Consider the following 13,225-nt stretch of genomic DNA (forward strand, 5'->3'; position numbering starts at 1 on the left):
GTATCAGGTTCTGCGCACGCGGGTCGCGCGGAAGCGGAAGCTGTCCTGTTGCGCCTCCTCGTAGCTGAACTCGACCTGGTCGCCGACTTCAAGGTCGCGGTAGCCGTCCATGTCGATCGCGCTGAAGTGGACCCATGCGTCGCAGCCGTCCGGCAGGTCCGGCGAGGTGATCGCTCCCCAGCCCTTCTCGGGTTTGAAGAACTTGACGGTTCCGTGTGCCATGTAGAGAGCATGGCGGGCGCCCGTCGGGTGGGGCAACCGAGTTAGGGCGGTTGTCGCGCCACTAGCCGGGCGAGCGGGCACGCGAGCGCTTGCCCGTTCGCTTCGCCTTCAGTGCGAGCAGTTCCTCGTCGAGATCGGATTCGGTGCTCACGACCTTCACATACAGGCCCGTGAGTTTCCCGGCGAGTTCGGCGTTCAGCCCACGTGTCCCTACGGCGCCGCCGGTCGCGTGCGTCTCGACCGCCACCACCGCGACGCCACTGTCAATCTTGGAGCGGACGACCCTCGCGGGCTTGAAGGACTGTGTCAGCAGCGTCGCGCGTTGGCTGGAGTAGGGGATGATCTCCAGACTCTCCTCGCCGATGAGTGCGCTTCGTTCCAGCACCGCCTTGGTGCAGTTGACTCGGCTACCTGCCTCGCCCAGACAGGCGCCCTTGGCGTCGACGCCAGGCGTGGTGGCTGCCACCACCAGCTTGGTTCTCGCCCCGGGGACCCGGGCGGAGCTCTGGATGACGACTTTGCCGTTGAGCAGTTCCGGGACGAAACCGGACAGCAGTCGCTCCACGAGCGATTCCGTCCTGGTCGACAGTTCGAGGCGGGCAGCGCCGCTGGTGGAATCGCGGGTGAGTCTGGTTACCTGTCCGATGATCCGATCGTGCTCGGCGAGCGTGGGCGCGTACTCGATTCGACTCGTTATGTCCTTCAGGCGAAGGAACGCCTGCAGGCGCTCGCCGGTCACCGGGTCATCGACCACACAGCCATAGCCGTTGGGCCGTACGGATTCGACGCGAGCGGTGACCGCACTGCCGGTCAGTTCCAACGGGCTTCGCCGGAGGATGTACCGCGCTGCCTCGTCGGGGGTGAGTTCACGCGCGCCGACGACAATTCGGACCGGCCCGATCCGCTCGCGGTCACACGCGCGGCACCTGATCCGATTGTCTCCGGAGAGAACCAGCACGTCCTCGCGGGTGTACCGCACGTGCGTTTGATGAGGTCGAGGGCACCGCCACCGGCCACTCTCGTCCGGTGAACAGCCAAGGCGTGTGAGGACCGTGCGGATGTCGACCGCGTTGGCCTCGGCGATGAGCCCGTCCAAGGCGGAAAGCGGCCTCGAAGCCACTACTTCCGCCATGCGAGTGTCCGAAAGGGAGTCGGTCTGGTGGGTTTTGACTTCCCGGCGGATCTTTTCCAGATCGACGCCTTGCAGCGGGTCGTCCTTGGCGAGTGGGGGTGGCTCCTTACCGGTGGACAGGTACGGGAGCCGGTCTTCGGCTCCTCGCCGTCGCAGCGCTGCCACGAGTCTCAGCAGTGCGAACGCATCGGCGGGCTCCGGCGGTGGCACCATCCGTAACCGGGAGGCCTGCTGGATCACCATCGCTGCCCGCGGGCTGGGGAGCCCACGGCGCGGAGAGTTGATGTGAACCGTTGGCATGGCGTCCGTCGCCCCACCCACCTGGGCCCACAGCAGCGGACCCGGTTGCCTGATTCGGGCTATCGGGTGGACGCTCAGGTCGTCGGGTGTTCCCATTCGCAGGATCTCGCCGTCGGCGTAAACGTCGATGGGCCTGCCGACGAGACCGTAGAGTGCGGCGTACTGTGCCAACCCGTTTCGTACCAGGCCGCTGGAACGCTCCGGGGCGAGGAAAACGGTGCTCGTCGTAAGAAGGTCCCTGTACTTCAACCGGTTCGCTTCCAGCGCGTCGACGACGGTTGATGCCGGTTCGTCCTCGTCCAGGACCAGATCCACGACCGTGACGCCCGCCGGTGCCGGGGGTGCGCCGACAGCACGGATCACCATCTCGTACCTGGTCAGCTCCGCCATGACGCCCCTCTTCGACGGTACCGCCGCCAAGGTAGCACCGCCGTGACACCGAGTCGGTGAATTCGGCATTACCAACCCGGGGGTAAGACCCGCGAGGGCACAATGCAGGTAATCGTGGAGGTGGCGATGGTCGACCCGATTTCTGTGGGGTTGTCGAGCGTGTCAGCGATCAAGTCGGCACGCGACATGTACGAGAAGCTGGGGATCCGGGAACGCCGAGTGCTGTCCCGCATCGCCAAGGCCGCTGTGGCTGACTCGCTCGAGAAGTCCCTGCTACCGGAGGCGGCATCCGACACGAAACGAGTGAAACACCTCCGATCCAGGTTGCGGAAGGTGATGGTGGGCAAACGGCTCGACCTGACGATCGAGCTGCTGCGAAGTCCGGACCAATCCGGGTCGCTCCGGCCGGATGGCGACCGATGGCGTGGCGTGCTCGAACAGGGCATGAAGGCCGCGAAGGTCGACGAGGAGTTGTTGACCGGGGAGGTGGACGACGAGGCGTTCGCGACGGAATTGTGGCGGCAACTGGACGACAAGGTCCGTCGGGTGGCGGCGGGAACCGACGGCACGCTCCGGTCCTTCTACGAGCACGTATGCAAGGAGCGGCAGGCAGAACGCGAGCGCAGGGCCGAGCAACCACAGTTGTGGCCGCAGGATCATCGCTACGATCTGACGCGGTTGCTCACCGCGATCGAGCGGGAAGCGGGAGTGGTCCGACATCTTGATGACCTGCCAAGTCTCGGCGCGCTGCGGGTGAACCGGTTGGTCACGCCGGTTTGGCGCTCGACGGTCACCCTGCGGCCGCACGCGGCCTCGGATCCGGCGGTGGCTCGGGGAGTCGACTGGGCGGGGTTCGCCGATCAGCACGCGCAGGTAATGGTGCTTGCCCATCCCGGTATGGGCAAGACCTGGCTGGTGCGCGCTGAGGCGAAGCGGCTGGCGGCGGGCGCGTTGAGAGCGCTGCGCGACGGCGCCGAGGTCGAGAACCTGGTGATCCCGGTCTGGATGAGCTGTCACGAGTTGCTGAACACCATCGGCGCCGCCGATGAGGGCGCTGACACCACGCTGGCCACAGCGGCGGCCAAGGTGCTGCGGGCACGGCATCGGACCGACTTCGCGCCATCGCTGCAGCGATGGCTTTCCGAGCAGGTTGCACGCGGGCACGCCGCCGTACTGCTGGATGCCTGGGACGAACTGCGAGACCAGAGCCTGCGCAACCGGTTGGCGGAAATCATCGACAGCTGGGTCGAGGTTCCGGCCGACGTGCTGGGCCAGGACACTCTGGTCGAACAGCCCGAGCGCGCTGCCGGGGCACGGTTGCTGCTCACCAGCAGGATCGCCGGATACGGCGGACCTCCTGGCGTGCGGACCAGACTGGAAGAAGTCGAACTGGAGCCCTTCCATCGCGACGACATCGACACGGTCATCGATGGCTGCGGGCTGCCGGTTGAGGTGTCGCGGCGGCTATGGAACGGCTTGCGGACCCCTGCTGTGGAGGACCTGGCGAGGACCCCGCTCCTGCTGGCCATGCTCTGTTCCATTGCCCGAGAAGGTGAAGCGCTGCCGCAGGTCCGGTACGAACTGTACGAACGGGTGCTGCGGCGCCTGCTCACCCGTGATCGCACCGGCAAGAGTGGGCGTGACGTACTCGACGGCACGGACAGCAACGTCGTTCTCGACGTACTGGGAACGGTCGCTCACGAACTCGCCAGCCGGGAAGCCGACTGGTCGGGGATCGACGAGGAACTTCTCACCGATGTCCTCGGCCGGGCACAGCAGGCGCGCGAGATCGCCGCGGACAAGTACGAGGCTCGCGCCCGGTTGGTCAACGAGTTCGGTTTGCTCACACCGACCGGCTGGGAACAGGCGGGGAGTCGGAGGAAGTACCAGTTTCCGCACCCGACGTTCGTCGAGTTCCTGCTGGCGCGCTGGCTCTCTCGGCAGCAGGAGAACGTGTGGTTGGAAGCCGTCCAGCACCGGGTCCTGCTCGACGCGAGCTGGGATGAGGTCATCCCGATGCTCGGTGGACTACTTCACCAGCGGGCCGCTGAACCTGCCTGCCTGGTCGGCTGCCTGCTCGACCTGCCATACGACCCGTTCCACCAGGGGCTGCGAACGGCGGCCCGTACGATCGCGGACCTGCCGGAGGCCGCGATCAGTGGAGTCGCGGGCCTGACGGACCGGATCGTGGAGCGTGCGGTGGCGTTGCTGCGCACCGCGGCACGCGAGGACGGCGTCGCCGTACTCACCGGACTTGGTCGCCGCCTGGTGGGCCGGACAGGCCGCCTGCTCGATCAGCTCCGGGATCCCGATTCCGGTGTGCGATGCGCCGCGATCAGGTCGCTGACCAGTGCGGTCGCCGACGACGAGCGTGCAGGTCAGGCGGTGATCCTCCAGCTCAGGGACACCGAAGGGAGCGTGAGACAGGCGGCGGCCGAGTGTCTGGCCAATGCGGTGGGCAAACGCGAGGTGCGGCTGGCGTTCCTGAACGTGCTCAAGGGCGAGGACCGGTTTGTGCGGCGGATCGCCAGACGTGCCCTGGCCGACTCGGCCGCGACCGATCACAAGGCTCGCCAGGCCCTGGTGATGCTGCTCGCCGACACCGACCCGGAGTTGCGCAAGGTCGCGGCGCGGAGCCTGAGCTCCGCCGTCGACGCGGGCGACGCGGCTGCCGTGCGTGCCGCGCTGGCCGAGGCACTCGACGACGAGGACGCGGAGGTACGCCGCGCCGCGGTGCTGACGCTGGGCCGTGCGGTCAGCGAGTACGAGGAGGCGCGGCTCGCGCTCCTGGCGGCGCTGCGTAACCCGGACCAAGAACGTGAAGTGGCGTTGTGCGTGGCCGCGAACCTGGCGGAGGTGATCGTGGCCGACCCGGGGGTGCGGGACGCCTTTCGCGGCATCCTCCTTACGGCACCACGCAGCGAGCTGCGAGGTGCCGCGGCGCGGGGCTTGCGGGCGGTGGCGACCGAGCCGGAGGTGTACGACGACCTGATCAACGCCCTCAAGGAGGGAAACGCGGAGCTGCGGATGGCCGCGGCGGACAGCCTGCGTGTGGCAGCGGCTGTCCCGGCGGTGTGCACCACGCTGCTGGAGCTGTTGCGGCAACGGGAAACCGTCCACTGGCAGGTGCGTCGCGCCGCCGCACTGGCGTTGCGCGGCGCGGTCACGGTGAACCGTGAGGTCGAACAGGCTCTCGTCGAAGCCGTCAGGTTCGATGAAGACGTGCGTACGGCCAGTGCCGCGAGCTTGGCCGATCTGCTCGACATGGGTCGTGATACTCGCGACGCACTGCTTGGCATAGTCGAGAACCCGAACGAGGATCCGTACCTGCGCATGTCGGTGCTGCCCGGTCTGGTGAGAGCGCCGGACCCGGACGGCACGGTTCGGGAAGCCCTCCTGGAGTTGCTGGCCGACCGTGATCAGGAGCCCTACATCCGGGTGCCCGCGGCGGAGTTCCTGCACGACGCCGTCACCGTGCATGACCGGGCCCAGCGGAGCTTCGTGGATCTCCTCACAACGGACGGTGAGGATCCCTATCTGGCCTTGTGCGCGGTGAGGGGTTTGGCACGTGCGGTCGACATCGATGCCGGCGCGGTTGAGGTCCTGCTGTCCACGATGCGGGAGCAGGGTCAGGACGCCAACGTTCGGGAAGCCGCGGCCGCCGGGTTGCGAAGCGCGTACGCCGACCCCGCCGTACGAGCGGCGCTGGTGGACAGGCTGAGCGACAAGTCACCGGGGGTGTGTCGAGCGGCCGCGACCGCACTGAAGAAGGCGGCGGCCGAACCGGACGTGTGGCGGGCTCTGCTCGCTGCCATGAGGCAGCGAGGCCACGACGCGAAAGTGCGTGAAGCCGTGGTGGCCTGCCTGAAGGACGCCGTCGCGGACAGCCCGGAACTGCGTGCCGAAGTGTTGGATTCCTTCCGGAACGCGAGAGGATCGCTGAGACTCTCCCTGGCGGAGATTCTCGGATCCGCGGTGCTGACGGATCCCGCCGTCCGCGACGGGCTGCTGGACGCACTGACCGATCCTGATCAACTCGTCCGGAACACGGCGATGCGTCTCACGGCGAGGCGGCCGATCCTCACGGAGTTCTCCGAGCGGATCCTCCAGCAGTGGGAGGACCTCGACGTCAACGCCGACTTCTATCTGTTCCTGCGGCATTGCGTGCTCCCTGCGCTACGGCAAGCCCCCGACGACCGACGTCAGGCCGACTCGATCCGCAGCAAGGTGCTGCTGCGAAACTTCGGCCGGATCACGGACCGCCTCGCCACCCATGTGATCACGAAGCATCCTTGATCGCCCACCCGTCGCCGTCGACAGCGTGCCGCGCCACTACCAGACGTACCGGACTCGATACTTCCGGACTTCGGCTCAGTGTGAAACGACTTCCCACTGACTGCTGCCCCGGACCGTTCTGACACCGCGGTCGCGACCGGCATACCGTTGGGGGAGACAGCCGCGTCCCAGCGCGGGTCGCTCGACGGGAGGGCGACGATGACCCAACCGCTGCTGCTCGACGAGTATCTGCCGAGCTATGACCACGCCATCCATGTCTCGCGTATGTTCCGGGCCCCGCCAACCGACGTCTTCGGGGCCGTCACGAACCTTGACCTGTTCCGGCTCCCGCTGGCACGGGTACTGCTGCGAGCGCGCGCCCTGCCGGGTCGGCTCGCCGATGCCCGTGCCCGACGCCAAGGCCGCCCTCCCACCGTGGAACCGCCGACGTTTCGCATCCGAGACCTGCCCGCACGGGGCTGGGTGCCGCTGGGCGAGCGACCGGGGAGGGAACTGGTATACGGCCAGGTGGGCAAGGTGTGGAAAGGCACTGGTGGTGCGCCAAGCCGTCCCGTCACCGCGGACACCTTCGCCGCCTTCGCCGAACCCGGCTTCGCCAAGCTGGCGGAGAGCACGCTCGTCACGCCTTACGGCGAAGCAGCCTGCGTGCTTACGGTGGAATCACGGGTGGCTCTAACCGATGTGGACAGTCGGCGGCGGTTCCGGCGCTACTGGCTGGCGGCGGGGCCGTTCATCCGGCTCATGCGACCAGCCGTGATGCGCGCGCTGGCTCGGCGGTTCCGGGACGAGTGAGGAAGTGGAGATCAGCTCTTGGTCGGGGCCGGCTCGGTGAGCGCCGGGGGCGGTACGTCACCGACGTCGCCTGGCTCGGGCGTGGCAGGCTGACACCGGCGCGTCGTCATGGCGCGCGGCAGCTACACACCCGGGAGTGCCGGGGCGGACCCGGCACTCCCGATCGCGTGTTGGCATCCGCCGACTCAACGGGCCAGGCAGGAATTTGGCGTGATGGTCTGCGCTACCCGGTGCCGGTGCGATCAATCGACCGTGGGGCGCCGCCACCGATCAGCCTTGTGCGACGTGTCCGATCTTGAGGATTCGTGTGTCGATTCTGCGCCAGTCGCTCTTCGGTGAGAACGGCTTCCAGGTGTCCGGCGCTTCTCCTGGCTTCCCGTGATGACTGCGGAATCCTGCGGCTCGTCCTTACTCATGCGCGCCCGCCAGGTGTCGTAGGCCGTGCCTGAGGTGTTGTTGCTCGGCGAGATTGACGGTAGCGGCGATGGCTCGCCGGTAGGCGTTCGCCGCGGCGTCGGGTCGGCCGGCTCGCTCCAGGAGGTGGGCACGTACGGCGTCGAGACGGGGAAGGCGGGGGTGGTCGGCTTCCAGCGCATCGAGCTGGGCGAGGGCGGTGTCGTTCCCGTCGACCATGGCCTGCGCGACGATGCGGTTGAGGGTGATCGTGGGGTTGCCGTGACCGGTGACGATCTCGAGGAGCCGGTAGAGCGCGAGGATCTCGTGCCAGTCCGTGGCCGCGGTGTCCGGGGCTTCGGCGTGCAGGGCCGCGATGCAGGCCTGGAGGAGGTAAGGGCCGGGTTCGGCGCCCGGGGTGGCTCGGCGGACGAGTGTGATTCCCTGGTCGATCAGTTCCCGGTTCCACAACGTGCGGTCCTGCTCGTCGAGTGGCGTCAGGCGCCCGTCCGGTCCAACTCGGGCAGGCTGCCGGGCCTCGGTGAGCAGCATCAGGGCGAGGAGTCCGGTGACCTCCGTGGACTTCGAGAGGCTCAGGAGGAGGAGCCGCGTCAGGCGGATCGCTTCGGTGGCGAGGTCCGTGTCGGCAGGTGGCGCGCCGGTGGTCGTGTGATGCGCCTCGGTGAACATCACGTACAACACGTCGAGTACGGCGGTGACGCGCTCGTCCGCGTGCTTGGGTGGCGGAAGCGGGGTGCCGAGCTCGGACACGCGACGCTTGGCACGCGTGATCCGCTGGGCGATGGTGGTTTCCGGGACCTGGTAGACGTTGGCGATCTGGGCGGTGGTGAGTCCGGCCACCGCCCGAAGGGTCAGCGCGACCTGTCCGGATCGTGGCAGGTCGGGGTGGCAGCACAGCCGCAGTACCAGCAGCGAGTCGTCAGCCTGGACAGCCTGCGGTGGCATTGGGGGATGCAGGAGCGCGGCTCGGGTCTCGCGCAGGCGGCGGCGCGCGTCGCCGCGGGTGAGGTCGACGTAGCGGCGGCGGGCGGTCGTGACGAGCCAGCCCACCGGGTCGTCGGGGAACCGGGTCGGCCACTGTTGGTACGCGTGCAGGAGAGCCTCCTGGACGGCGTCTTCACACAGGTCGAAGTGGGTGCTGCCGTAGGTGCGCAGCAATCGGGCGAGGGCTTGTGGGGCGAGTTCGCGCCACAAGCCCTCGCTCAATCGAGGCTCAGTGGTCACTGGTCTCCCAGGTCGGTGAACATCACCGGCCGTAGTTCGAGGGCGAGTCCCGGGATGCTCGCGTCGGGGATCCGCTTGGCCAGCTCCACCGCTCGAGCCTCGCTGTCGACGTCGATGAAGTAGAAGCCGCCCATGAACTCCTTGCTCTCGGCGAAGGGTCCGTCGGTCACCTCGGGGCTGCCGCCGGAGCTGCGAACGACCTTCGACTGGCTGGGATCGGCCAGGGCCTGGGTCGCGATGAACTCGCCGCTTTCCTTGGTGGCGGCCATGAACGCGGCATGTCCTTCTTGGATCTGCTTCTGCTGCTCGTCGGTGAGCTGCTCGAGCACCGCCGGATCGACCTGCATCAGGATCAAGTACTTCACGATTTCCTCCTTGATTAGGTGAACCACCTGCTTGGCGGCTCACCAGGGGTCGTCACCGACCCGGCGGACACGACACTACGCGCCCAGGAATTTTCCGCCGGATTTCTCGCCGCGGCTGTCTAGGCGGGCGGGTCGGTGACGACCAAGGGGTATGCAAGCGACAGCTTTCACACCACACGGAGGTCGGCCATGACACAGCGAGTCAGGGTCCACTGCTTCACCGTCACCCAGGACGGGATCGGCGCGGGCGAGGACCAGAGTTTCGAGCGCCCGTTCGGCCACGCGGACCCCGGCGCACTGCTGGGCTGGGCCGAGGCCACGGCCAGCTGGGTGAACCGTACCGATCCAGGCGGCACCCGAGGCCTCGACGATTACGTCGTCCGCGACTTCACGCGCAACATCGGTGCCGAGATCATGGGGCGCAACAAGTTCGGTCCGATTCGCGGTCCCTGGTCAAACTATGACTGGCAGGGGTGGTGGGGAGACAAACCCCCGTTCCACACACCGGTTTTCGTGCTGACGCATCACCCGCGGCCGTCGTTCACACTCAGCGACACGACGTTCCACTTCCTCGACGCGACGCCGCACGAAGCGCTGGAGCAGGCGAAGGCCGCGGCGGGCGGGCGGGACGTGCGCATCGGCGGCGGCGTGACGACCATCCGGGAGTTCCTCGACGCGGACCTGATCGACGAGATGCACATCGCCGTCGCCCCGTACGAACTCGGCAGCGGCCTTCGACTCTGGGACAGCCCGGAGGAACTCACCGGCAGCTACCACCTGGAACGCGTGCCAAGCCCCAGCGGCGTCGTGCACCACTTCTTCTGGCGGCACTGAAGGCTCGCTCAGGCCATGGCTTCGGCCAGGTACGCGCGCAGGGATTTGGCCGGGCGGCCGAGCAGTTCACCCAGCGCGGGGTTGGTGACTGCGAACTCGCCGCGGCGCGACGCCTGAAACATGCCGAGCAGCATGGTCGCGCCCGCGCCTCCGGTACGCCCTGCGTGATCATCCGCGCCACCCACTCGTCGTCGTCCACGACGACACGGCGGACGGTGCGGCCGGTCAGCTCGGTGAACACGGCGGCGACCTGCTCGAGGTCGAGCAGCTGTGGTGAAGTCAGCGGCGGGGTCGGGCCGTCGAACCGGCCCACGTCGGTGAGGGCGAGGGCAGCGGCCTCGGCCAGGTCCGCGTGCTCGGTCCACGACACGGGACCGTCGGCGGGCGCGACCAACTCGCCGGTGTTCATCGCCTGGCCGAAGAGAAGCGGGATGGTGTTGGCGTAGTAGCCGTTGCGCAGCGCGGTGAACGGCGTGCCCAGCGTGGCCAGGTACCGCTCGGTGGCCGCGTGGTCGACCATCGGCGCGAACCTCGAGTCGGGGCCCGCGCCCTGGTGGCTCGTGTAGAGGACGCGCTTCGCGCCGGCGTCGACGGCGGCGTCGATCGCGGCCGTGTGCTGCGCGACCTTCTCCGGGCCGACCGCGTTCACCGACACGAGCAGCACCTGTGTGGCGCCCTCGAACGCCTCGGCCAGCGTGGCAGGGTCCGTGAAGTCACCCCGCCGTACCCGGACCCCGCGCGCGGCCAGCGCGTCCGCGCGTCCCGGCTCCCGCACGCTCACGCCGACCCACTCCGACGGGATCCGCTCGAGCAGCCGGTCGACGATCAGTGCCCCGAGCCTGCCGGTGGCACCCGTGATGACGATCATGCTTCACCTCGCGATATCGATGGAATCAATTTGACGCTAACATCGGAAATACATCGATAGCAAGGAACTGATATCGTTGGAACCGTGGATGCACGGACCAACCTCGTCGAGGTCGCGGCTCGGCTGCTGCGCGAGCAGGGACCTGCTGCGGTGACCACCCGAGGGGTCGCTCAGGCCGCGGGCGTGCAGGCGCCGGCTATCTACCGGATGTTCGGCGACAAGGACGGCCTGCTGGACGCTGTCGCCGAGCACGTGTTCGCGACCTACGTCGCAGAGAAGTCCCGCACCCCCGACACCGACGACCCGCTCGCGGACCTGCGGGCCGGGTGGGACACGCACATCGGCTTCGGGTTGGCCAACCCGGCGCTGTACGTCCTGCTGGCCGGGCGACCGCCGTCGCCCGCCACGGTCGCGGGCATGGCGAAGCTGCGTGCCAAGGTGCGAAGGGTCGCGGAGATCGGCAGGCTTCGGGTGTCCGAACAGCGGGCCGTCGAACTCATCCACGCCGCGAACACCGGGGTTGTCCTGACCCTGATCGCCGCACCTGACTCCGACCCCGGTCTCGCCGACGCGATGTACGAGGCGGTGACCCGTTCGATCCTGACCGACGCACCCGCACTGGCGCAGGACGGCCCTGTCGCGGCCGCGGTCGCCTTCCGGACGGTCGTGCCGGACCTGCCGGCGCTCACCGACACCGAGCGCGCCATGCTGTCCGAGTGGCTGGACCGGGCCACGGGGTACTAGCGAGTGTGGCGTTGATTCATACGGGTGAAGCGTGGGCAGGCCGGGGTACCTGCGCCGCCCGATTGGCGGGTCACCCGAGCCAGGTCACGTTCAGCACGTCGACCCGGTCCTGGTCGTCAAGGACCAGTACTTCGGCCGGAAGGGCGTGAATCGGCGAACGGACCTGTGGGTCCGTCACGATCCGAACGGCCACCGAAAGGTCAGACGCCCAGTTCGGCGCGCAGCCGCCTCAACTCGACGGCGCCTTCGGGCGGTTCACCGGTACGGCGGGTTGCGACCCGCCTGCCCGGATTCGGCCGGGTGGTGGCCGACAGCGTCGCCGCGCTCGGTGCCACCAGGCTGTTCACGTGGCGTTCTCGCCGATTGCCCGGAGCTCCTCTGTGGAACCCGGCTGCGGCGCCGACCTGATCGAGGTCGGCGCCGCGGTAGTTTCAGCGCAACTTGCCGAAGAACTCCCGGACGTCGTCGACGAGCAGGTCGGGGGCCTCCATTGCGGCGAAGTGGCCGCCACGGTCGAACTCCGACCAGTGCACGATCGTGTGTTCGAGTTCGAGCGTGCGGCGGATGGACACGTCCAGAGGGAACACCGCGACACCGGTAGGCACGGTGGAACGCTCGCGCGCACTCCAGGCTCCGGCGTGTGCGGTCTCGTAGTAGCTGTTGGCCGAGGAGCCGGCGGTGCCGGTCAGCCAGTACAGCATCACGTTGGTGAGCAACTGGTCCCGATCCACCGCATCCTCGGGCAGTTCGGCGGCCGGATCGGTCCACTCCTTGAACTTCTCCACGATCCAGGCCAACTGCCCCACCGGGGAGTCGTGCAGCCCGTGCGCCAGTGTCTGCGGCCGGCTGATCTGGACCATCGCGTAGCCCGATCCCTCGGTCTTCAGGTACGCCAGGTGCTCGAGCCGGGCTCGCTCTGCAGCGGTCAACTCCTCCACCTCGTGTGGGCTGACCTCGGCGAACGCGGAGAGCCCGTTCGTGTGCACGCCGACGACGTTGTCGGGGCCGAGGCGGCCCAGCCCTGGGGCGATGACCGCGCCGGTGTCGCCGCCCTGTGCGCCGTAGCGGTCGTAGCCGAGCCGGTTCATCAGCTCGGCGAAGGCCCTGGTCGTCCGGTTGATGTCCCAGCCGGCCTCGCGGGTCGGCCCGGAGAAGCCACTGCCGGGGTTCGACGGGATAACCAGGTGAAACGCCTCCGCCGGGTCGCTACCATGTGCCCGAGGGTCGGTCAGCGGGCCGATGACGTTCATAAACTCGACGATCGAACCGGGCCAGCCGTGGATCAGGATCAGCGGCAGCGCGTCCGGTTCTGGCGAGCGCACGTGCAGGAAATGGATGTTCTGCCCGTCGATCTCGGTGGTGAACTGCGGGTAGGAGTTCAACTCCCGCTCGTGGACACGCCAGTCGTAGCCATCGCGCCAGTACTCGGCCAGGCCCTTGAGGTAGCTCACCGGCACCCCGCGGCTCCAGCCCACATCGGGCAGGTCCACGGTCCAACGGGTCCTGGCGAGCCGGTCCCGGAGGTCGTCCAGGTCGGACTGGGGAATGTCGATGGTGAAAGGCCGGATCTCGCTGTCGTGTGTCATGCCGGCAACGCTAGAAGCCGGTTAGGTCGGATCTGGTCCTAGGTCGATGGCAGACTTC

The 13,225-nt window shown here is 68.1% G+C and carries 11 protein-coding genes; 4 read left to right on the plus strand and 7 right to left on the minus strand.

Annotated elements, in window-relative coordinates:
- Positions 1–3 precede the first annotated feature (3 nt).
- Both FHU38_RS03835 and FHU38_RS03840 read right to left on the minus strand, forming a co-directional pair.
- Positions 4–222: a cold-shock protein gene (locus FHU38_RS03835; RefSeq protein WP_167166553.1), complete on the minus strand. Its 219-nt coding sequence runs from the start codon at positions 220–222 to the stop codon at positions 4–6.
- Between the two features lie 61 nt (positions 223–283).
- Entirely contained in the window at positions 284–2,044 is a 1,761-nt protein-coding gene (locus tag FHU38_RS03840) for a hypothetical protein (RefSeq protein ID WP_167166555.1), read from the minus strand.
- A 159-nt stretch (positions 2,045–2,203) separates the two neighbouring features.
- Between FHU38_RS03840 and FHU38_RS27895 the strand changes: the two genes are divergently transcribed.
- Together FHU38_RS27895 and FHU38_RS03850 are read left to right on the plus strand one after the other, a co-directional pair.
- A complete protein-coding gene (locus FHU38_RS27895) occupies positions 2,204–6,340 on the plus strand; it encodes a HEAT repeat domain-containing protein (protein ID WP_167166557.1) in 4,137 nt (1,378 codons plus the stop codon).
- A gap of 198 nt (positions 6,341–6,538) precedes the next feature.
- Positions 6,539–7,132, plus strand: a complete 594-nt coding sequence (locus tag FHU38_RS03850) for a hypothetical protein (protein WP_167166559.1) — start codon at positions 6,539–6,541, stop codon at positions 7,130–7,132.
- 408 nt (positions 7,133–7,540) lie between these two features.
- Here FHU38_RS03850 and FHU38_RS03855 read toward each other — a convergent pair whose 3' ends face one another.
- Together FHU38_RS03855 and FHU38_RS03860 are read right to left on the minus strand one after the other, a co-directional pair.
- Positions 7,541–8,752 (minus strand): RNA polymerase sigma factor, encoded by a 1,212-nt coding sequence (locus FHU38_RS03855; RefSeq protein ID WP_208415541.1) that lies wholly within the window; start codon positions 8,750–8,752, stop codon positions 7,541–7,543.
- A gap of 14 nt (positions 8,753–8,766) precedes the next feature.
- Positions 8,767–9,135 (minus strand): YciI family protein, encoded by a 369-nt coding sequence (locus tag FHU38_RS03860; RefSeq protein ID WP_167166563.1) that lies wholly within the window; start codon positions 9,133–9,135, stop codon positions 8,767–8,769.
- 189 nt (positions 9,136–9,324) lie between these two features.
- Between FHU38_RS03860 and FHU38_RS03865 the strand changes: the two genes are divergently transcribed.
- Positions 9,325–9,969 carry a dihydrofolate reductase family protein gene (locus FHU38_RS03865; protein WP_167166565.1) on the plus strand — a complete coding sequence of 215 codons (645 nt, stop codon included), beginning with the start codon at positions 9,325–9,327 and terminating at the stop codon, positions 9,967–9,969.
- Here FHU38_RS03865 and FHU38_RS03870 read toward each other — a convergent pair.
- Complete coding sequence (locus tag FHU38_RS03870; protein ID WP_243852190.1) at positions 9,896–10,837, minus strand: NmrA family NAD(P)-binding protein; 942 nt, start codon at positions 10,835–10,837, stop codon at positions 9,896–9,898. The two genes, FHU38_RS03865 and FHU38_RS03870, sit on opposite strands and share 74 nt — an antisense overlap.
- A gap of 84 nt (positions 10,838–10,921) precedes the next feature.
- Between FHU38_RS03870 and FHU38_RS03875 the strand changes: the two genes are divergently transcribed.
- A complete protein-coding gene (locus FHU38_RS03875) occupies positions 10,922–11,581 on the plus strand; it encodes a TetR/AcrR family transcriptional regulator (RefSeq protein ID WP_167166567.1) in 660 nt (219 codons plus the stop codon).
- A 200-nt stretch (positions 11,582–11,781) separates the two neighbouring features.
- On the opposite strand, the gene FHU38_RS03880 is transcribed toward FHU38_RS03875, so the two are convergent.
- Both FHU38_RS03880 and FHU38_RS03885 read right to left on the minus strand, forming a co-directional pair.
- The gene (locus tag FHU38_RS03880; protein ID WP_167166569.1) at positions 11,782–11,928 is read right to left on the minus strand and encodes a hypothetical protein; all 147 of its coding nucleotides are present in this window, start codon (positions 11,926–11,928) and stop codon (positions 11,782–11,784) included.
- Positions 11,929–12,012: 84 nt separating this feature from the next.
- Positions 12,013–13,167 carry an epoxide hydrolase family protein gene (locus FHU38_RS03885; protein WP_167166571.1) on the minus strand — a complete coding sequence of 385 codons (1,155 nt, stop codon included), beginning with the start codon at positions 13,165–13,167 and terminating at the stop codon, positions 12,013–12,015.
- Positions 13,168–13,225 lie beyond the last annotated feature (58 nt).

Source organism: Saccharomonospora amisosensis, from assembly GCF_011761185.1.
Classification (GTDB): domain Bacteria; phylum Actinomycetota; class Actinomycetes; order Mycobacteriales; family Pseudonocardiaceae; genus Saccharomonospora_A; species Saccharomonospora_A amisosensis.